14 protein-coding genes are annotated in these 22,806 nt (G+C 41.1%); 9 read left to right on the top strand and 5 right to left on the bottom strand.

From position 1 onward, the window contains the following. Positions 1 to 3 precede the first annotated feature (3 nt). The 4 genes from FNH22_RS11460 to FNH22_RS11445 all read left to right on the top strand — a co-directional run bounded on the left by FNH22_RS11460 (position 4) and on the right by FNH22_RS11445 (position 3,743). The gene (locus tag FNH22_RS11460; protein ID WP_143398512.1) at positions 4 to 729 is read left to right on the top strand and encodes a response regulator; all 726 of its coding nucleotides are present in this window, start codon (positions 4 to 6) and stop codon (positions 727 to 729) included. 85 nt (positions 730 to 814) lie between these two features. Beyond that, positions 815 to 1,354 carry a toll/interleukin-1 receptor domain-containing protein gene (locus FNH22_RS11455; protein WP_185154185.1) on the top strand — a complete coding sequence of 180 codons (540 nt, stop codon included), beginning with the start codon at positions 815 to 817 and terminating at the stop codon, positions 1,352 to 1,354. Positions 1,355 to 2,692: 1,338 nt separating this feature from the next. Then, complete coding sequence (locus FNH22_RS11450) at positions 2,693 to 2,917, top strand: hypothetical protein (RefSeq protein WP_143398510.1); 225 nt, start codon at positions 2,693 to 2,695, stop codon at positions 2,915 to 2,917. Between the two features lie 235 nt (positions 2,918 to 3,152). Next, positions 3,153 to 3,743, top strand: a complete 591-nt coding sequence (locus FNH22_RS11445; RefSeq protein ID WP_143398509.1) for a hypothetical protein — start codon at positions 3,153 to 3,155, stop codon at positions 3,741 to 3,743. A 205-nt stretch (positions 3,744 to 3,948) separates the two neighbouring features. On the opposite strand, the gene FNH22_RS11440 is transcribed toward FNH22_RS11445, so the two are convergent. Continuing rightward, complete coding sequence (locus FNH22_RS11440; protein ID WP_143398508.1) at positions 3,949 to 8,775, bottom strand: GLUG motif-containing protein; 4,827 nt, start codon at positions 8,773 to 8,775, stop codon at positions 3,949 to 3,951. Between the two features lie 608 nt (positions 8,776 to 9,383). Between FNH22_RS11440 and FNH22_RS32640 the strand changes: the two genes are divergently transcribed. Beyond that, complete coding sequence (locus FNH22_RS32640) at positions 9,384 to 9,518, top strand: hypothetical protein (RefSeq protein WP_255518034.1); 135 nt, start codon at positions 9,384 to 9,386, stop codon at positions 9,516 to 9,518. A 196-nt stretch (positions 9,519 to 9,714) separates the two neighbouring features. On the opposite strand, the gene arsB is transcribed toward FNH22_RS32640, so the two are convergent. From arsB to FNH22_RS11420, 4 genes are read right to left on the bottom strand one after another with little or no spacing between them, the layout of a single operon-like run. Continuing rightward, a complete protein-coding gene (gene arsB / locus FNH22_RS11435; protein WP_143398507.1) occupies positions 9,715 to 10,767 on the bottom strand; it encodes an ACR3 family arsenite efflux transporter in 1,053 nt (350 codons plus the stop codon). A 1-nt stretch (position 10,768) separates the two neighbouring features. Further along, positions 10,769 to 11,380 carry a protein-tyrosine-phosphatase gene (locus FNH22_RS11430; RefSeq protein WP_143398626.1) on the bottom strand — a complete coding sequence of 204 codons (612 nt, stop codon included), beginning with the start codon at positions 11,378 to 11,380 and terminating at the stop codon, positions 10,769 to 10,771. Positions 11,381 to 11,409: 29 nt separating this feature from the next. Then, positions 11,410 to 11,883, bottom strand: coding sequence for a DUF6428 family protein (locus FNH22_RS11425; protein WP_143398506.1), 474 nt, complete (start codon positions 11,881 to 11,883; stop codon positions 11,410 to 11,412). Positions 11,884 to 11,930: 47 nt separating this feature from the next. Then, on the bottom strand, positions 11,931 to 12,266 hold the full coding sequence (locus FNH22_RS11420; protein WP_143398505.1) for a helix-turn-helix transcriptional regulator: 336 nt from the start codon (positions 12,264 to 12,266) through the stop codon (positions 11,931 to 11,933). An 827-nt stretch (positions 12,267 to 13,093) separates the two neighbouring features. Between FNH22_RS11420 and FNH22_RS11415 the strand changes: the two genes are divergently transcribed. The 4 genes from FNH22_RS11415 to FNH22_RS11400 all read left to right on the top strand — a co-directional run bounded on the left by FNH22_RS11415 (position 13,094) and on the right by FNH22_RS11400 (position 22,758). Beyond that, a complete protein-coding gene (locus FNH22_RS11415; RefSeq protein WP_143398504.1) occupies positions 13,094 to 16,945 on the top strand; it encodes a T9SS type A sorting domain-containing protein in 3,852 nt (1,283 codons plus the stop codon). An 89-nt stretch (positions 16,946 to 17,034) separates the two neighbouring features. Next, positions 17,035 to 20,751 carry a leucine-rich repeat domain-containing protein gene (locus FNH22_RS11410; RefSeq protein ID WP_185154184.1) on the top strand — a complete coding sequence of 1,239 codons (3,717 nt, stop codon included), beginning with the start codon at positions 17,035 to 17,037 and terminating at the stop codon, positions 20,749 to 20,751. Positions 20,752 to 20,762: 11 nt separating this feature from the next. Beyond that, positions 20,763 to 21,908, top strand: a complete 1,146-nt coding sequence (locus FNH22_RS11405) for a hypothetical protein (RefSeq protein WP_143398502.1) — start codon at positions 20,763 to 20,765, stop codon at positions 21,906 to 21,908. A 52-nt stretch (positions 21,909 to 21,960) separates the two neighbouring features. Beyond that, a complete protein-coding gene (locus tag FNH22_RS11400; RefSeq protein WP_143398501.1) occupies positions 21,961 to 22,758 on the top strand; it encodes a hypothetical protein in 798 nt (265 codons plus the stop codon). Positions 22,759 to 22,806: the final 48 nt, after the last annotated feature.

Below are 22,806 nucleotides of genomic sequence, written 5' to 3'. Positions count from 1 at the left end.
CTCATGGAAAAGATAAAAGTACTTATTGTTGAAAATGAATTACTGATCGCGCAAGATCTGAAGGCCAGGCTGGAAGAACATCAATTTGAAGTAACAGCCATCCATACCTCCGGTGAAGATGCTTTAACAGAGATCGACATCAATATGCCTGACTTGATACTGATGGACATCCATTTAGATGGTGATCTTGACGGGATAGAAACGACAGAACAGATCACCCGGCGGTATGACATTCCGGTTATCTACTTGTCTGATCATGTAGATAAGCACACGGTGGACAGAGCCAAACACACCTTTCCTGCCAATTACCTTTCCAAACCCTATAAAAGTAGTGATCTGTTGCGTGCCCTGGAGCTGGCTTTTATCAATGCCAAACGTCAAAATTCGAGGAATCGTCCGAGTAAACTTTCGGACCGTATTTTTATAAGGACGGACAACCAGGCCGTTGAAATGATCCGGTATTCAGACATTCTTTATTTGGAAGCGGAAAGGGCCTATTGTTGTGTTGTCACCGATAAAGCAAAACATGTTTTGTCCAGTAACATGAGAAAGGTATTTGACCAGTTCGAAAGCCCTGACTTTATTAAAGTACACCGTAGTTTTATCATTAATATCAATCGCATTACCGGCATTGAGGGTAATCTTATCAAATTAGGAGATAAGTATACCGTACAAATGAGCAGCAAATATAAAGATGCGTTAATAGGTAAAATACACACAGTCAAGTGATTACACGGAAAGTGATTCCATAGTTTCGGAAATCAGGTTTGTACATATCCTTAAGATTTGGTTATCTAGTAGTTATTATATGTACATGACTCTTCGAAAGTATGAATACGATGTTTTTATCTCTCACGCAGTTGAGGATAAGATAGATATTGCCAATGAACTGGTACGAAAACTTGAAGACTTCGGCATCAAAGTATGGTATTCCAGTCGTAAGTTGAGAGTAGGCTCTGGAGCGGATGAAACGATCAAAGAAGGTCTTGACAGGTCCAGGTATGGCATTGCTCTGTTTACCCATAATTACTTTCAGAAAGACTGGCCGGAAAAGGAACTTCATACATTATGGCCAAAACCCGGATACAGAGTATTCCCTGTTTGGCATAAGATTACAGAAGAGGAAGTAAGTAAATATGATCCTGCACTGGTTGACCATTACAATATAGATACCAAACAAGGAGTAGACAGGGTGGTGGAAAAATTGGTGTATTGTATAAAAGGAGATGATGAGAACGCTGCAATGCGTGAAGCCGTGAGTCCTGTAGGCAAAATCCGTAATAAGCTTTATGTGCGTTTTGGTATTGTTTTTTTGCTTGCTATGGTTTTAATAAGTGCATGGTATTTCCTTTAGCAGGATTCCCTTTGTATAAATTGACCCTGCCATTAGTAAGAAAGTGTCTCGAAATTTTCCAGGATTCGACTGTCAATGCTGATTCAAAAACAGTCCGTATGGAGATTATCACAAATAGTGTATAGCCAGAAGTGGTCAATATAACACTTATATGGTCAGCATGATCCGGGTTTAATAGTATAAAACAGCGCTTCAAAGCTTTGATAAAAAGTTTACTGCTTTAAAGAAAAGGGATCGTTGAATTTTAAAAGCGTAGAAAAATTCATGACTCAGGTTAGTTCTTCGGAAAGCAGTGAGGTGCATTGGGAAAATGCATTTTCTTATGATCCGGTTATATCTCTTTTTTGACAATAATACAACGATTTAAAACTAATCCTGATCTTCATAGTATAAGGAGGGTTGTGTGGTAGGCGTATAGGTTTTGGAAGGTTTTAATGACAGAATGGAAAAGGGTGGTATAGAAGGTAGGTGCCTCGCGCATGTGCCTTCTTAACTTTTAAAAAATGATGCTTACATACTTGTTAACCTGGGTTGGGATTATAACTACAATTTACCCAATTGTTGTCACAAACCAATTTCCGGATTGTTAGTGTAGGAAGTGTAGGTAGCCTCTTTCGCGGGAGGGTTACTTTAACTTTCTGATTATAAATCCAATATAAATTCTAGTAGTGATACGGATCTAATCTAAGCTTTTAGATGTCTTATGACCCGACCCGGGTTAATGAGTAAAATTGCCACTAAAATACCTTGTTTTGCAGCCTGGTTAACTGTAAGGTACTGGGCTTTCGGAAATCACTGAGTAGGCTCATCACCATATATACATTTTTTTTGACCTTGGTAGTTAATAAATAACCTCAGTTGGATCACTTTTTACTTAAAAAATTAACTGTATTTGAGTGTTCCTAAGCCCGCACAGAAAATAGTGATTTATAATTTCCAGTGTCCAAAAAACAAATTAAAAATCGTCAGAAGAAACTTGTCCTTGACAGCGGCAATGTAACTATTAAGGTCCTTTACTTTTCGAAAATCTAACAGGTTGGGAATTCTTTTAAGTAGCCAACCCCCTAAGTTGGTTATAGCGTCGATTGGTGCCAGAAAGTGGAGGTTCACGTAGGTTTAAAATAACCTTTAGTTTAGGCTTATCGCCGGATGATATTGGGTCATACATAAATTTGAAAACGCAAAATATGCTCGTTATAAGTCAGGCAAAGCACCTTCAATGTAGGAAAATCCCAATATTTCGGATACTAATTTATATTATTCGGAAAACCAATTAGTATAAGTTTTTATTCGGTATTAGCTTCATTATATCATTTCTAACCCTAAAACATTATCATCATGGAAAAGTACTGGGTCAATAATTGGGTAGATAGTAATCCTAACAAGGATCATGAAGTGCATAAAGAAGGATGCCAACATCTGCCACTTAAAAACGGACTTTATCTTGGCGAGCACCCTGACTATTATAGCGCACTTAGAGAAGCGGAAGAATATCTCTATGAAATAGATGCATGCGAAGAATGTATTGAGGAATTCCGCGTTAAGTCGGCCAATGCCAAATGAACCGGATCATAGGTTTGACTTTAAGGATTGATTGTTTTTATTCTTTGATATAACAATTCATATCTCTTTGTGTAGATAAGATTTTTTTACACAGTCTGAAGAACCTATGAACTTTGAAAAAAGCATGGATTTATAAGGTATAACCTGCTATTAACCGGAATGATTTTCAGGCAATGAAAATCATTCTGTATAACGTTTTGATTGCTTAACCTGAATGTAAAACCCAACAGATTGTATGGATACACCTGATCCCTTTCATCAACTTTCACAGACATTTGATACAGACACCTCGGAAAAGATCTTGAATTCATTATGTCAAGTGAAAAATGAGGAAATGAAAGAGAACATTAGAATGTTGCTCATTTCTGATCGTTGCATGAATAGCCTTATCCAACGTGTCCTGCATGTTCATGGATTGGTCCATGCGCTACAGCGTTTCTGCGATTTACTCAATACTGAGCTAAAAGAAACGTTTATATCTTTTTCATCCAAAGGGTTTTCTCCAGGGGGAGCCTTTGGCAAGGCTCCTGATGAAAAAATCATAAGCCTGCTTTACCAGGCCTTCACCTACTTGTGTCGTTATGCCCGTGAAAAGCACACTTCATTCATTCTGGTAGGATTGTCTTCGGTTGATAGCAGGTATTCACTTATTATAGATACCGATATCCCTTTTTTTATCAATGCGAATACTTCACCGGATATTAGCATTTGCATGGCTTTAAACTATATCGATCAAATTAATGGCAGGTTAAAAGAAGACTGTATAGGGTTGGAGCAACAAATGTTTCGGCTTACACTTGCGGTTGACGTAGCCGCGTCACTTTGATGGTTTTTCAATTAATTAGCGCAAAAAAAGTTAAGTTGAAAGAAGTAAAATAGTCTTTTGATTATAACTATGAAGGCTTCCAAATTTTGGAAGCCTTCATAGTTATAATTATACCATTCTCCTGCGAGGTATAACTAGCCAGGTTCATTAAAGATCAGCCAGAACAAAGTGGTACTAAGAGTAAAAGAAGCCAAATATTTCCGTACTACTTTCTAATTATTTTTTTTGTAAACAGCGTACCTTCTTTGTTCATCATTTTCATAAAAAGAAGCCCCCGGGGGTAATCTTCAAAGTTTATTTCAATTACTGACCCTTCTATGGTATTAGTCTGATAAAGGGTTTCCCCCTGTAAGGTACAGATCTCAATCATTGAAACCTGAGAGTGGTTTGACAGCTCAATCTTTAATTTGTTACGGACAGGGTTTGGATAGTACGTGATGTAATGGGTAAGATGCTCATTCACTCCAGTAATTAAATTCAATGTTACGGTTTCTATCAGGTTATCGTCCATTACTTCAACGGTTCCGTTGGTATCATTGAAGCCGGTAGCTGTTACCAGGTAGTGATAGGTGCCGTTGGCTATACCGGTCACTATTGATACTCCTTCAGTATCGGTAATGTAATTATTATTCTCAAAAGTTACAATAGCACCGGGAGTACGGTCAGTGCCATCGGTTACTACAAAAGTCAGATCGTAGGTCGGTGGGCCTAACGTGATGGTTTCGGTGACGTCGCCGTTTGTGATTTCAATCATTCCACCAGCAGTTCCGAAGCCAGTCTTTGATACTGTATAGTTATAAGTACCACCGGGAAGGTTGGGGATGACGACCCGGCCTCTGTTATCCGTTGCATATTCTACCCCTTCAAAAGTTATGACAGCATTTGAGATGGGCCTGTTGCCGTTGGTTACCCTTAAAGTCAGCTCGTATTTAGGACCATCTGTTTTGAGTAGTCGGATGTTTTCAATTACATCACCATCTTCAACAACCATAGTCCTGTCTGCTTGTTGAAAACCTGGTGCAGTTACAGTGTAACGATATCCATTTGATATTACACCATTGATTGTTGCCTCGCCATTGGAATTTGTCACATAATTGTTTCCATCAAAAGTGATGGTAGCATCAGGGACCGGATCTGTGCCATCGGTTACATTAAAGGTTATTGTGCTTACTATGACAGGTATCAAAATAATACTTTCCGTTACATTAGAAGTTGCTATACTAATGTCTATCGGCTTTACCTGGAACCCCGGAGCATTTACATTGAAGCGATAGGTACCGGACACCAGGTTGTTTATCATCACCTCCCCATTTACATCTGAAACATACGTATCAAAATTAGTGGTGATACGTGCCCCTTCAATGGGATTTGCGCCATCCGTAATGTTAAATGTTAGCGTATAGGGAGGGGTTAGTCTTATGTTGAATTGAAGATCCGTGCTAACGTTTATTCTTGAGTTTTCGACTCCAAAACCCGGAGCGGTGGCAGACAAAGAATAACTGCCAGGTAAGACATTACCGATCACTACTACACCATTATTATCCGTTGTGTAATCGATGCCATCAAAAGTAACAGTAGCCAGGTTAATTGGGCTTATAGCATCCGTTACACGAAATGTTACTGTAGTTAATGAAGAGGGTCTCAAAACAATGTCTTCAGTAGTGTCGGCGCCTGATATTGCCACACTTCCTCCTGATGACCTGTATTGCTCAGCAAAGACCGAATAAGTATATCTTCCATCGCCTGCATTGACAGTTACCTGACCATTTGCATCCGCGTAAAGTGTCAGGCCGTCAAAAATGATTATTGCATTAATTATTGGGTCCTGACCGTTGGTAATGTTTAACGTTACCTGATGTACAGATCCTGATTGTTGAGGGAGTATTACATTATCCCGGGTATCTGCGATCACCTGAACACTTTGACTTATAGTAGCAAAACCTTCCGCTGATACCAGGTAAGAATATGTTCCGGCAGGCATCTCATCGATAATCGCTTCTCCGTTTATGTCAGTAATATAGTCTGTTCCTTCCAGTCTTATGGCTGCATTGGGAACAGGAATGGTATCCGCTTCTTCAGTAACTCCAAATATTTCAAAGGTCAAAGTGTTCAGCACATTCATAGAAACGTTGATCACTACATCGTCTGAGGACATTACAAATTCACTTTCAAGATCCGCAAATCCCGGAGCTTCTATTCTGTATGTGTATTGACCTTCCAAATTATTTACAGAGCTTATTCCATTAACATTAGTGAACCTATGGATTACACTGAAAGGTGCTGCCAAATTAAACAATGAGATCTTTGCATTGGCAACAGGCAAGGACCCGTTTTTTACGTTAAATGTTGTGGTATTGGACACCTTTTGCAAGGTTATAGACTCATTTACATCTGCATTATTTATTGAAACTGATCCTGTGGCTTCGTCATAACCATCCGTTGTGACAACATAGGAATACGTGCCATTCTCAATTGGATCAATGACGACCTGTCCATTGGTGTTGGTGAGATAATAATCGTTACCCAACCTGATCGTACTATTTTCCAGTGGAGTTGTACCTCCTGTTACTGTAAATGTCAGGCTCTGATTACCTGTTCTGGCCTCAAATACGGCCTTGAAAGATGTGTCACTGATAAGGTCACTAAACTCGGATGGGTTTTCGACAGCAAGGGTATTGTCACCCGCATCTTTCCACGCTACAAATTTATGACTGTCACCGGCCAATGCCCTCAATGCTCCTGTACCGCGTCTGTTTATCACTTTACGAGAACCTGCACCCTCCACTGTGCCATTACCGCTAACAATGATATCCACGTCATGTACTGTTTCCCACTTCAGACAGGGGCGATTATATCCGTCATGACTGTATGCGATCTGCCAATCATTGGTAAGATCAAAACCTACCTGGTCCCTGAGAAAGAAAGGTGTCGCGAAATTTTTTGTGCTCAGACCAATAATATTGTCCCTGACATCTCCTTCGCCGGTACCCTTTTCCATTAGTGTGGTATTGAAATCATAGCAACTGCTTTGGATACTTGTGTTTAGGGACCTTCCTAACAGGGCCCCGAAAGCCTCTTGTCCGGTTACCGGCCCGGCAGCATAACAAAATGTCATTTGTGCAAATGAATTTAGTATACCTAACGCCTTACTGTGTCCTATTAAACCTCCTACATCTTTGTTTCCGGTAATCTCAGCGGTAGAATAGCATTTAGTGATGTAGATGTCGTCGCTGTGTCCAATCAAGCCGCCTACATAATCATTGCCGCTAACAGCGCCGGAAACGTAGCAATTAGAAATACCAGGTAAACCACTTTTACTACGCCCGTTGTGGTGTGCAAAGAGCACACCTACGGTGTCTTTACCCACAATCGTACAATCAAAAAATCCCAAATCAGTGACAAAGGCTTTATCGCTGTAACGAAATAATCCTACATAGTTTTCTTCAGGACGATTGATATAAAGTCCTGAAATCGTATGTCCATTTCCATTTATAGTACCGGTGAAGTGTAGAAAGTCAAAAATATCATTGTGGTAGCCTATTGGTTCAAAGCCTTTCCCTCCGTCCCAATTTACCGTCTCTGTTGCATCTATGTCTGAGGTGAGTACGTAATGCCTCTCCAATAGCGTAGGAACCTCGCGAATGGCATTTAACTGCTCGATGGTGGTGATTTGATAGGGATCTGATTCAGTACCTATACCTCCTGTAAAAGAAATGCTGGTAGTTTCTTTTAGTAACGCAGTGTAACGGGCATTGCCGGTACAATTAAAAGAATAAGGATTGTCCCTACTTACTATAGAGCCATTGAGTTGCCAACCTTCAAAAGTATAATCGGGAGATGGGATTTGCACCCGAAGGATAACAGGATCGTTTAAATTGTAAAAACTCGCCCCTCTGACATTGGCTTTTGATGCGGGTAGAACGGTTACATCGATTTCGAAATCTAAAAATTGCATCTTAAGGTAAGGCCTTGGGGCGGCATCAATGCTACTGACCGTTCTTATCCGCCATATGTCATCAAAATCCCAGCCTGCATCGTTAAATCGTGTTCTGTCATTAAAATCCGATGTGGTTATGCCTGTCACCGTTTGGCTGCTACTATCTACACCTATACCTGTGCTTGGGTCAGTAACATCCGTATCATAAAAGCAACGTCTTACCCGAGAAGAAAAGTTGGCTCCAATCAGTCCGCCAGTGTTGAATTTTTTATCAGCGTTTGAATTTCCAACTACCCTTCCCATGGCATAACTGGTGTTTACAGTGGAAGAAGCGTTGACGCCAATCAACCCGCCGGTACTGGTCAGTGAATCTATCATGGAAGCAGTTTGCCCGGTGGCATAACAATTATTTACTAAAGACTGTATGTTGAACCCTATCAAGCCCCCGGTTCCGCCCGTGCCATTGTTTTGAACGTCAGTGTTTGCATAAGAACTATTCAGGGTTGTAGAGCTGGTCAATCCTATCAGACCTCCAATGCTCGAGGCACTCGTGGATAAGGTGCGCAACCTTCCTGTTACATAACAGGTACGGACCTCAGAATTTATAGCTTGTCCTACCAAGCCTCCGACCTGCGTACGTCCTCTAAGGTTCACATCGATCAATTCGATGTTTGAAATTTCTGCGTTCTCGGTATACCCGAATAAACCGATGTTCGGGTCATCGGCACGGTTAACATACAACTGTGAAATGCTATGTTTTAATCCATTGAAAGAACCTGAAAAAGGTATTTGCTGACGTACACCCTGAGTCGGTGGTGCGTCACCAATTGGAGAGAAGCCAAGTGCTTCATTACCAAAGACATTCCAGTTACGTGTGTCGGAGGCGTTAATGTCATTCGTTAATATAAAATGCCTGTCCCACACATTTGGGTTTTCTGATAACGTTCTTAAATCTGTGAGGGTAGCGATCTCATATGGGTTATTCCGGCTGCCGTTACCTCCTGAAAATTGTGCTTTGCCTGTGAAGCTTATAAGTAGGCATAAGATAGTATGACAAAACAGGATTGGAATTTTTGGGCAGTGGTATATTTTCATGTCTAAAAACGGTTTGTGTCACTGGATCGAAAAAAAATAATGAAGTTGAAAACGTATGCTTCAAAGTTTAGTCATAAGCCTATTTTCAGCATGTATGTCGATGTTTAATTCAGTATGATCATGGAATAGGTAATAGAGCCAAAAACAACTAATGGGCTATATAGACCATTGACCCCATATGCCATATTGTGAAGATAAATCTCATAGTGAAGGGGCTGATAAAATCTCATATAAGTTGAAAAGGGAAATTCGTGAAAGAAAAAAAATCATTGGAAAGAAATTTAATTAGAATTGTTGATGTTGGATGGGTTCAATTTCAATTGTCCACTGATTTGTCCATTGATTTATCTGTTTTTTGTCTTGTTTGATACCCTGCCAGGTAAATGATCCGTTTTTTATTTGTGAAAGCGATTATGGCGTGGCACACATGGATGAGAATTTTAACTTTTTAACGTCTAGTTCAAAGTTATAATGAAACGATCTCTTGAACTTCATGCAAGGAAGTAACCTGGGGTAAGATTCACCTATCCTTGATCAGAGATAAAAGAGGGTTTTTATCATTAAAAGGCTTTAGAGGCATTATACTTTTTCTTCTTAACATCTTGGTAGTGAGTTCGATTGTTTTTGTATCTTCCGGTCAAATGAGTGTGTTGAATGATATCAACTCTTTGATCAGTTCCCTGGTAGCTATGTTTGCACAGCTATTGAGAGTTGGAGGGATTATTTCTTTTGGGAAACAATAACATAAGGGATGCATTGAAAAATAGAAGATCAGATACCAGGTTCCTTGTTCTGATATTTTTTGTTACCCTTTCCTGATCGTAGAGCTGCCTTGCCAGATCCGGAATGGACAAAGAAAATGCCCTACGACCGGTGACTTGGAATATGCCCGCATTCCCTTATATGATTGTGTGCATCTAAATATTAAGCAAATCTTTCTTACGCATTGTTAGAAATGTAATACCTCTTTCTCAACCAAAATGCCACCCTGACTAACAAAATCAGTGCTGGTACTTCCACCAAAGGACCGATCACCCCGGTAAATGCCTGACCGGAGTTTAATCCGAAAACTGCGATTGCTACAGCAATGGCCAATTCAAAATTATTCCCGGCTGCTGTAAAAGCAATGGAAGCATTCTTATCATATTCCGCTCCCATAGCCTTACTAAAGAAGAACCCTACTAAAAACATGACAATGAAGTACACCATTAATGGAATGGCTATTCTGATAACATCCAGCGGTATTTGTACGATCAACTCACCTTTTAAGGAGAACATGACTACAATAGTGAATAATAGGGCTATCAACGTCATGGGGGATATGGCAGGAAGAAATTTGGTTTTGTACCACTCCTCACCTTTTAGTTTTATTAAGAATACCCGGCTGAGTAGCCCTGCAAGGAAAGGTATGCCTAAATAGATAGCGACACTCTCTGCAATGATGGCAATGGAAATGTCTACAATGGCGCCATCAAATCCGAAATAGGGGGGGAGAACGGTAATGAATAACCAGGCATAGAAGCTATATCCAAATACCTGGAATATACTGTTAAGCGCTACCAGCCCGGCTCCATATTCACTGCTTCCCTCTGCCAGGTCATTCCATACCAGTACCATGGCAATACATCGTGCCAGTCCTATCAAAATGAGTCCTACCATGTATTCCGGATAATCCTGTAAGAACAATAAAGCCAATACAAACATGAGTACCGGGCCAATGATCCAATTCAATATCAAGGAAATAGAGAGGATTTTCACATTTCTAAATACTTGTGGTAAAAGCTTGTAATCTACTTTGGCTAATGGCGGGTACATCATCAGTATTAAACCTATGGCAATAGGGATGTTGGTACTACCACTGCTGAACGAATCAATAAATGATGCGCTGGAGGGAAAAAGGTAGCCTATGCCTACGCCCACTGCCATGGCAAGAAATATCCAGAGTGTGAGGTACTGATTCAGAAAGCTAAGTTTTTTTGATGTTGAGCTCATCCTAATTTTTTATTTGAGAGAATACATAAAACATTTCATTCGCTATCTGCATTGATCTTTCGTCGTATTTGGCAGCTTCGGAAGGAGTACCGTCAAATGCTTTGGGGTCATCATAGCGTACGGGTACTCTTTGTTCCGCCCCGGGAATAAACGGGCAATTCTCGTCAGCGTGAGAACAGGTCATGATGGCTGCGAAGTTCTTCTTTGGATTTATTTCATCATCATAGACCTTAGAGAACGTGGTAACAGGCTCGGCATCTTCAGAGAAGTAGATGAAATAGGTTGGATTACCTTCCCCCTTTTCCACTATTCCAAACCCAGCCCTTTTCACAGCTTCTACGGCTCTTTCATTAAATGCAGTGACTTCTACACCTCCTGAGTAGCTACAGATTTCAATACCATGATAATAAGCGGCTGTTTGCGCCCATATTTGTGAAAACTGGCTTCTTCGTGAATTATGTGTGCATATGAAATTCAAGTTGACTTTTTCACCAGCATAGACTTTTGATTGTATATAGTGGATTAATGGCTCCAGAACTTTGAGTCTTTCCTGCGATACATCATCTATATTGAGCTTATGTACAGTATCTGTTAATTGATCGATTAGCTGCATTCCTTTTATATCCGTTTCTTGAGTATTATTTAACAACAACCTGAGCCTGGTTCACAGGAAATGTCTTGCTGAACGCCTAAAGTGGATAATCTGATCCTGGGCTTTTCCTGTGGGATGCCACATTTGTCTTTTGCCAGGCAATCGGTTTGTTTAGCCGTTAATTGGAAATATTGGCCATCAAAAGTTAATCCATACTTACCAATGGTATCTGCCTGGTGCTCTACTTCAATTTCCAGATCTTCAAGGTCAAGCTGTGCTTCTGACAACTCAATGATGGAGTTGAGCTTTTGAGCGCTGAGTCGATGGTCATAATCGGTGGCGGTGAAGAGTTGGAAATCGATCACCGCCTCCTTGCGTATGGTACCTCCACAGTCAATGAAATGTTTGTCTATTCTACCAACTTCCGTTATGTGAAAATGAGCAGGGACCGGTTCGCCATCTGGTAAAAGAAATTGAATGGAATTTACCTGGCTGAGGGCTTGTTTTATTTCTGATAGTTTCATATTTGGTTATGTTATTGCAATATCACGATGGATGGAATCAAATTTTTTTAACAACACTCACCCGTACCGGGCTTGTCAAATTGATTAAATATTTCATTGAACTTGCCTTTTATCTCTGCCCAACGCACCGAATTGATGCAGTAATTTACTTTTGAACCTTCGATAGTCCCCTGAATAATGCCGGTATCTTTTAGTTCGCGGAGGTGCTGACTGATGGTGGCCTGGGCAAGTCCAAGTTCCTGTACCAAGTCACCATTTATACAGGCATTTGATTTCAACAGGTATTGAATGATGGCTACACGGGCTGGATGAGCAAAGGCTTTGGCTGCTACAGCTAGTTCATTTTGCACATCTGAAAACAGGTCTGTTTTTGTTACTCCCATTGAGTTAATTAATATATTGCAATATTACGATTAATTGGGTTGGATACCAAAAACATAGATCTAAGTTTAATGCAGATTAAATGAACGAAACAGTAAGGAGAGTTTACCTGTACCACTGATAACCTTTTCTAAAATCAACAACTAAGTTAAGGACATTGTAATCAGGTAAATATTGCTTAATCACTTAAAACACTTCATAGAATTCTGTTTATATGATTAAACCCGAATAGTAAGGTAACCCGGTTTTTAATGCAAGGTTGTATGGTTAATGTAAGTTTCTGACATAGGAAGTAGGTTTTTTATCTAATATATTCCTTTTCCGGAATTAAATTGTACGTCTCAAATGTTCGTAATGATTTCTTAATAGAGCCATTAGCTTACACTTTGCTTTCTTTACAGACCATTATAAAGTTGCTTACTGTCAGTTTGATGCCTTGTGGATAAGCCAGATGTCTTGTTAAGTTTAGTTGTGTGTTTGAACAAACATATAATTAAATCAATTAAATATTTAATATTATTAATTATGCTTATCACTAATGTGAGGTTTGCTTCGAGAGTAACCTTTTTTATGATTTTTCCTTTTATGACATTTGTCTGGTGTCTACTTGCAAAGTTACTATCATTTTGATCTATGCGACTGACTTTACATACTTATAATACATTAGTTAAATGGCCGGAAAGTATTTTGAGAGTCCCAACCGGTCGTTTATTTGAATTTTAAAATGATAAGAGAAATCTTACCTATAACTCTCAATATAAGACATGGCTGATATGTACTGAACAGATATGCTTTAAAACCAACTATTTTATACTTAACCCCCAAAAAAATGAAACAGCACTTTACCTTTTTTGCTCTATTTCTTCTGAGCGTTATTTCATTTGCCCAGGATAATGAACCGCTCCCGGCAAAAGGACAAATCACAGAGCGCCCTGTGATGCCAATATTGAATGTTTACCAGACTATATCTACACTTGTAGAGGCTAAGCCTGATGATGCCAACTGGAACCTTGGAGACTGGAGTATAGAAACAATTGACGGACACAAAGCATTTCTTACAGGCCGATACCATTATGGACACACTTACGAACTTGAGAGCCCTGAAATAAGCTTACCCGCGCTGCAAGATCCATCAGAAAGACTGAATCTATATTTAACCGAATCTTATGAATTAGAAGATTCTTATGATAAGGGACTCATTCAGATCAGCGATGATAGTGGGCAAACATGGAATACACTCTCTGAAAGAACAGGTCTTAGCCAACTCCATACCTCAGTGATTAATGTATCTGCTTATGCTAATAAAACCATTCGCATCAAGTTTAACATGCAGGTAGATGATTCTAATATCTATGATGGATGGATTATCAATGACATTCAATTGAAACATGAGACATTAACTTTTAAGAGGAGTAATGATACCAGCTTCAAGGGCGACCGAGGTGCACGGACAATGGCAGCACTTAATGGTAATTTGACCGGGCTCGATGCACAGAAATTCCCCCGGTTCATCTTTGCTAATTTGAATGTTAACGATGGTGCCACACCGTTAAATACATTAGATGAGTCTAATTTTTCTATAGTAGAAACGATTAACGACAGTGTTCCTTATGATAAAGATGTTATAAAGGACAATACTTTTAAGGTATTTGCACCACAAAGTGATTCGAGCGTCCGACCGGTAGATATTGTTTTTCTTATGGACAATAGTGGTAGCATGAATGGTCCTCAGGCAGCTGTTGCAGCCAATGTGGAAAGCTTTGTTGATCGTCTTGATTCCCTGGGCTTTGACTACCGCCTGGCACTATGCCGTTTTGGACAAGGTGCGGGTTTAGGAGCGCCTATTTTTCATAACAATTCAGGATGGTATACGGATGATTCTACATTTGTCAGTGTTTGGAATGCTGTGAATACTGTTGACGGAAGCCGGGAACCTTCCTGGGACGCTATGTACTTTTCTGCTTCTAGTTATACGTTCAGAAATGGTGCGCAGCGTATATTCATTCACATTACAAATGAGTCAATGACCGGACCAAGAATGAATACTCAATTCAGCCAGATCACAGATCAACAATTAGTAATCAACCGACTACAGGATGCAAATATTACTAATTACTCCATCGTTCCTTTTACAAATTTCACATCAGGAGAGACATTGGCTGATTTTGAGAGAGACTTCGGAACCATTTCAACAGCGACAAATGGAAGTATCTTTGCTTTAGAGGGTTCTTTTAATGATATTTTAAATGAGATAGGTACTCAGATCAGTAATACCTACACCGTCCGATACACCCCTACCGTACCTATGTTTGATGGATTCAGGCGTGACGTGAAAATAACGATTGATTACGACTCCAGTTCATTAGATCTTTTGGGTGATTATACCCCGGGTTCTGCTCCGGCGGTATTTCGTACTGAGGCTACGCTGGAATTGCATAAAAGTGCTCAGTTGAACCAAAGGCAGATAACGATCCAGGTGGACGTTGTGGATCGTATAGCAGACTTTACCCAGGCAGTATCCATGTTTTACCGGACGGTAGGCAGTAGTGTTCCATACAAAGAAGTGACGATGACCCAGGTAGGTACTGGAACCATATCCAAAAGATATACGGCTAACATACCGGCAATTGATGTTGTAGATCCTGGAATTGAATATTACATAAGGGCTTCTGACGGACAGGCCACCACTACGGCGCCGGAAATTATTGATCGTGAGGGGTATCCCTGGTCTTTTGCAGTGTTACCTAATTTACCGCCGGAGGTCACCAATCTTACACAGTCGTCGTCGCTGAAAGAAGGTGATATAATTAATTTTGTAGCAAGAGCTGTTGATAGTACAAATGCTATAGGGGGTGTTTGGGTATGGGTACGTCAAGAATCCTCCGATAATATTGGTTTTCAGCAATACCAAATGACTTCAGCTGGTGGTAATCTCTACATATTCAACGGGCTTACATTGCTGCGAGGCTTGACCGAATACTACATTGTGGCGTCAGACAATTTTGGTGTAGATGCTTTTGCCGGTTCTGAACTGACCCCATTTCCCATATCCACGGACATACCCTGGGAGGTCAACACCAATTCACCTGCCAGGCATACGATAAATCTGGCGGGGATTGATTTTTCAAGCTTCCCTCCGATCTGGTCGATAGATGCTAAAATGGGAATTGAACCACTCAATGTAGGTGATTTTATAGGTGTTTTCTTTACTACTCAGGAATGTGATGCGCAGGGCAACAACTGTCAGACTGTAGAAAAAAGTGGTGGTTTCTATCCGTGGAATGGACAACCTACGCTGGATTCCTTTTTTGCTTATGGCGATGATATCAATACCTCTGAAAAGGATGGTTTTGTAGATGGTGACACACTAATATTTAAGATCTTCAGAAAAAATGAGGTGAGTGATTTTAGTGCTGAACATACCTTTCGTGTGACAGTACCTGCCAAAGACGTGGTATTTCGCGATGGAGGAACTTCTGACATAGCATCGATCCGGGCGTTTTACAGACAGGCTGCAGAAGCCAAAACTAATTTGAATCTATGGTCCACCTACTTAGAGCCTAAAAGCAACAAATTCGATGATATATTTTCAGGACAAACCCAGGTGCGTGAGGTGCGTGATGATCAAGGAAATATCTGGAAACCTGCTGGTGGCGCCGCTAATACATTAAATGATTATCAGCTGGGCTATGGATATGAAGTCTATGCTGATGCTATTCATACAGTCACTGTAGAAGGTAGTAGAATACCTTTGGATCAAAGAGGAGTAAGCCTGGTTGGAAATCAACAAAGTACCTTGATAGGCAGCCCGTACGAAAGTGCTGAAAATGTAGAGGCGGCATTTAGTGGTTACACCTCAAACGTTTATGCAGTTGATAAATATGTCAATGATGGCACTGGATTTATTTCAATAGAAACTTATTCACCGATGTTTGCTATCAATAATTGGGTGGATAAAAATATGCGGCCCGGGCAGGCATATTATGCGTTCGCCCTACTACCTGAACCATCGCTTATCTTTCCTGCCCCGCGTGGGCCTTTCACCGCTCGTAAGAGATCAGGTAGAGGCGATAACTCAGTAAACCAAACTGTGCAACGTGTAAAATCAGCCAACAAGTATATGCATGTAATGCTGCCAGCCGATGCATGGGCATTTGAACCGGAGCAAGGTAGTGAGATCAGGGCTTACAGTATGCAAAATGATCTGATAGGCCAGGTAGGAGTACAATCAGCGGGTGCTTTGGTTATCCTGGATGGTTGGTCTATGTCTGAAGGTGAGGCATTCCGATTAAAAGTGTGGTCCCCTGTTTCGAACCAGGAGCAGGTAGTTGAAGTAACCAATTGGAGGACAGGGGCTGGAGTATATGCCAATCATAGGGTGGCTGTTGCCGGCAGCATACAAGAAGGGTTAATATCAGAGCTTGACAATCCGTTGAAAGTGTACCCTAATCCTACTGCCGATGAATTGAAGATAGCTTTTAAGGTGGTAGACACTCCTCAGCCTACGGAAATTCATCTGACTAATTCACTCGGGCGGCGCGTACGTATTATTGAACCTAAAAATTATGCGCCAGGTGAGCATCAAATTAAACTGGATACCCGTGGCCTGGAAATGGGGATCTATTTCCTGAAAGTTCGACAGGGTGATTCCTCTGAAGTGAGGAAGATCATTTTGCAATAAGACTAATATAATTCTTTATGGAAGGTCCATCCGGAAATACCTGGATGGTACCTTCTTAATTATAAACCCATTTAGATTAAAGCTTTATTTTGAGAGAAAGAGTGTTGAAGTTGACTGGTTGGTTTGGTTGTTTGATATTTTTTTTGTGTTGTGTCACAAGTGCCTGGGCTCAGCTTAAGGCAGATAAGCAGGATTCATTGCTGTTGCTGCAATTTCACGAGGAACTGATACAGAAGGGCTGGCCTGTCTTATGGAATACCAACCAGAATGTAGCTGGATGGACCGGTGTATCGTTGGACCCGGTAAATGGAAAAGTAACAGGCCTTGATATTAGTGGAGACAGGATTTCACCGCCTTTTCAAACGGACAGTTTACCATCTGCTATTGGTTTATTACAATCGCTCAACTCATTGAAAGATTTATGGCTTTCCGTATTAGGTATTAAATATTTACCTGCTGAAATTGGCAACCTCCAACATCTGGAATCCTTGGGGCTCGGTTATAACAGGCTTGCAGAAATACCACCGGAAATCAATCGCCTGGTTCATTTGAAATTACTATTTCTTAATAACAACAAGCTTACAGGGTTACCGGATTTGAGTGCATTGACACAATTGGAAAATCTCACACTAAGCGCTAATCAAACTCTTACAGAATTACCACCTGCTACATTTGCCCTCCGAAACCTGACCAGGTTAGACATCAGTTTTACATTAATTAATGAATTACCAACGCAGATCAGTAACCTGACTGCACTGGAGGTATTAGATGCAGATGGTGCTGCTTTGAGCAACCTGCCTGCCAGTATTGGAGCACTTCAGATGCTTCGAGACCTACAGCTCTCCCATAATCAACTGACGTTTCTGCCTGAAGAGGTGGGTGATTTAGTCAACCTTACTAACCTGGACCTCACTCATAACCTGCTCACTGTGTTACCAACGAGTTTCAGGCAGTTGATCAATCTAACACAGATCAGATTCTCGGATAACAGGCTTACCCAATTTCCATCTTCACTGGCAGGACTGACACAGTTACGCAATATTTTCGGAGAACGTAATCAGATGATGGGGACAATACCTGATGCAGTTTTTAATACTACCGGGTTAAGGCTTTTCCTGGACGACAATGAATTATCGGGAAGATTAGCCATAGACCCAGGTAATCTGCCACAAAGGTTATTCTTAACGAACAACCGGTTTACATTAAATGATATCATAGAGCAATACAATGACTTTGACCCGGCTAATAACACCATCATTGAGTTCCAGCCACAGCAAAAGATCGGTACTTTTTGTACTCGTTATCCCCAGGCCGGGGAGAGTGTTACAATATCCATAGATAATTATACACCGGTAAGTGGGGCAGTATTTGCATGGCACCGTATCGCTACCCTGGCTGAGGGAAACCCTGTTAAGGTTTCGGATCAACAGGTATTGAACTTCACTTCCTTTGATCCCGCAGTGAACAGCGGTATTTATTATTGTAAAGTAACACACCCCGGCTTACCTGGCTTAAACCTGGAAAGTAATAGGATAAGAGTTATTACAGAGGACGCTGCACCCACTCTAGTACTGAATGACGTAGTTTTCAGGCAAGGAAATACCACTGCTGTTACTGCAAATGGTATAGATGATTTCACGGCTAAGGAAGACCTTAGTTATACCTGGCCGCAACAAACCACTCATTTGCGTTTTGAAGTTGATCCTTCTTTTCCCCTGGAGAGCAGAAGGTTGATTTATGCACTGGATCCAATATGGGTAGGTACCGATACCGTTACGGTCATGGTGGCAGATGAAAACAGTAGCAGCAGTGAGGCTACCTTTACGGTCACTGTTTTACCTTCTGAAAATCAGGCCCCACAAGTTAGCATGCCGCCCATTTACATGAATATTTTTCAAGATATCACCCTTCCCTGCGTCCCCGGAACGTCGGGTTGTTCAGCGTTTTACCCTTTTGTATCCAAAACATTGTTGAAACACTTTGTTAAGGATGATTTTACATCGATTGATAATCTGGAGTACGGAATTTTGGAGTCTGATCCGATCACTGGTGTTATTACGGATAAGGTAACAATCAAATTTGGTCTTCAGCCGGAAGGGGTGGTTATGGATGCAACCGTCTTTGCTTACCAGGACACTACAATCACAGTTACACTGGAGGTGACCGACAGGGAGGGAGGCATCAGGCAGCAACAAATACAATTTCTGGGATTGGGCGCACAGCCGAATAGATCACCACTGATCAATGCTATTCCGGATCAAGTGATATTGAAAGGTAAAGCACAGTTCCCGGTATTGAACCTGAATGAATTTGTAGAAGATGACTATGTAGCCAGGGAGAATATTATATGGAGGGCCAGCGCTATGCCCTCACTCTCCCTGGTACTGGAAGACAGTATATCACGGGTAACCCCGGTTTATCCTGACAGTAGTTATACCGGCACCATTGCCTATTTTGCCTCCGAAGAAACCAATTTTTTACGTGAGAGCCGTTTTACAGTTACCTATACTATTATTGATGGCATAACCATAAGCGGGTCTGTTAAAGATAGGCTGGACCAACCACTCGCTGGTGTGGAATTCATCGGGTTTCCTGAATTGGTACTATCTGATGCATCAGGGCACTACGAATGCGGTGTTCCCCCTGGCTGGAGTGGAAAAGTGTACCCTGGACTACTTAATTATTCATTCGAGCCTGACACCATTACGTATACCGATGTTCAGGTAATACAGACGGAACAAAATTACAGCGGCCGGTACATAGGACCCGTGACAATTGTTGGAGTCATCACGTCAACTGAAGGAGGAGAACCATTACCAGATGTTCGTCTGGAAGGCTTTCCGGAGACCATTATCACTGATAACCTAGGACAATATTCTGTGACTTTACCGATTGGTTGGGGAGGTAAAGTATATCCTGTACTGGAAGATTATCTTTTTCAGCCAGACACAGTAATCTACAATAACCTGGATATTCCGCAGGTAGTGCAGGACTATGTAGGTATGTTCAATGGTACTACAAGGTATGCTGTATATGGAACTGTAGTGGATATAAGGCAGGGAAACCCTCTTGCCGGAGTTTTATTGGAAGGTTTCCCCGATGTAGTGATAACTGATTTGGCAGGACGTTATGAAGCCAAAGTACCTAACGCCTGGAGTGGCACAATTACACCTTTGCTCCAGGACTTCGTTTTCGAACCGGACAGTAGAGAATATCAAAATGTAACCTCTAGCCGGCAGGATCAGAACTATTCGGCCACTTACGTGGGAGATTACAAAATTGGAGGTACGATAATTACTACTGAAGGAGAACCCGTGAGTGACGTTGTGCTGATAGGCTTTCCTTCTGAAACTACCACAGACGAAAACGGTATTTATTTGGCTCAGGTACCTTATAATTGGTCCGGAATAGTGGTGCCTGAACTCAATGACAGGCGTTTCTCTCCTGGAGAGAGGTTTTATGAAGTCCTGACACAAGATCTTCTGGAAGAAAATTATATCGTGGAGGTAACAACAAGCCTGTTATCAGACAAAGAACTATCCATGCTGAAAATATTTCCTAACCCGAGCAATGGAATAGTGAATTTCAACTTGTCCGGGTATACCTATAAGAGTGGCCAGTTGGTCATTTTTAATGGACTTGGACAAGCACTTGATCATCAGGAATTAATTCCCGGAGTAAATCAATATTCCTGGGAGATTACGAACATAGAAGGCTCGGTCAAGTTGCAGCAAGGGATCTATTTTGCCAGGCTCTATCTGGATGCCGAGCTGACAACGACCATGAAATTTACCATTACCAACTAACTGTGGATATTATGAGCCGGCGAATAAAGATATCCTACTGCATTAAATCACGGTTAGCGCTGCTAGCCATGATCTGGATATCAGGATTGGCTTGTGCACAGCAAATTTCCATAGATCCGTTACCAGCAGATATCAATGCCTGGGTACAGGAAAAATCGAATAACGGTCAATTAATGCCGTTTGCCCAGGCTTTTGATGACTCCATTGCACAAAAAAATAATGTTGATTCATTGGATGTTATCCCTACGGTTTTTTCAGAAAAAACACTCAATAAACATTTTGACTCATTACAACGGTGCGGTCTTATCAATCAGTCAAGCGTTGCAAAAAAAGTCATGAACAGAAGGGACTATGCACAACAGGTACGTGAAGCCTTTGCAGATCAATTGGCCGGAGCGCAGGCGTATCATGATCAGCATACTCAGGTACCGTCTCAGACCGGCCTGCCCGGTAAGGAAGATTTTGCTTCTTCTGGCACGTCAGTTGATCCATTGCCAGTAGACCTTGACCTTGCAGATTTCACATTGCCAGATATAGCTGTCAGCGATCTGCCTCCTTTGCGTGGAGCGGTATTGGATTCTGCTCAACTCAACGGGCTGCTGAATGAAGACGTTGTCAACAAGACTAAGACCATTCATAAATTACGTGAAACAGAACCATCTAATGAATTAAAAAAGGTTATTATACCACGTAAGCCTGACTTCTTTGATCGATGGTATTTAGAAGGTGTAGTAGGTATTACAGATTTCATTGATAACGCAGGAGCCGCCCATATATCACCAGCTTTGGCGTACCGGCTCTATGGCCCTTTTTCATTAGGTGTCGGTCCGGATTTGCAGTTTACCGGTAGGCAGAAGGAAGAGAACATTAAATCCAGCCTGGGCTACCGAGCTTTTTTAAAAGCCGACCTTTTTGAAAACAGTGCTTATCTGCACGTAGAGAATATATTTAACATACAATTGATGCAAGACAACGATAACGACAGAAGGCACAGGTTTTATGCAGGTGGTGGTTATATTATGCGCCTGTCACACAACTGGGGATTGAATTTTTCCTTGTTGTATCGAGTGAATAACCGTCATGGACCACAGGAAGGATACCCTTCCCCCTGGTTGTTAAGGCTTGGATTTAGCACACTAAAAAAAAGTAGAAAATGAGCAAAATAAGTGATACCTGAATTAAAATAACTAACGAAACCCCTACGTTAACATGATCCCCCCACCCCAAAAGATACGCCATATTAGTAAGGCACGTTTTGTTCCGTTACTAATGTTCCTGATGACCGGTTTTTACCCTGGTCTCACACAGAAGATTACCGACATACCTGATCATGAAGCTTCCTACTTCATTGATCTGAATATCAACACCAACACGATACATCAGCTACCTGATAATGTATGGAGTATCAAGTATTTTGATGCTATCAATACACTTGATTTCCTACCGGTAACTATTTATGACTGGAAGCGGCAGGAAGTTGGACATTATAAGCTTAGCAAATCTTATGGTCTCAACTATTACAATATTGAGATAGACTTTTTGAAGGTGGAACAGGTCTATTTTGCAGAGGCCATTGATGAAGCCGGGGTCACACATCATACAGCTTTTAGCCTGAAGGGGCCGCCAACAGAGGATAAACCGAATGCTGAAATCATCGTCAATCCGATGAATCTAAGTTGCGAATCATTTACAGACAACCTCATAGAATTTTATGTAATACTGTCCGGTGGCCGTACTCCTTACCAGGTACAATGGTTCGTTCTGAATGAACAGATGAGCGACTTCCTTTACCTGCCACGTCTGGAAAAAATTGATGGCCCGGGCAAAGGAATGTCTGTAACCGTGGATGCCACTCCGGCATATCATGTGATGGCTCAAATAGAGGACGCCTGTGGTAATAAGTTGAATAAAGTGGTCAGTGTTAATTGTCAGAAAGAAGAAAAAGTATATCACTCTATATTCATAGAGCCGCTTTCCAAGACCATGGGAGCAGTAAATAAACAATAAAGTGAGATAGTAAAGGGATTAAATGCTGACAGCAAGATAATAAACTAA

Source organism: Fulvivirga sp. M361 (assembly GCF_007097395.1).
Classification (GTDB): Bacteria; Bacteroidota; Bacteroidia; order Cytophagales; family Cyclobacteriaceae; genus Fulvivirga.
This window is presented reverse-complemented; position numbering and strand designations above follow the sequence as displayed.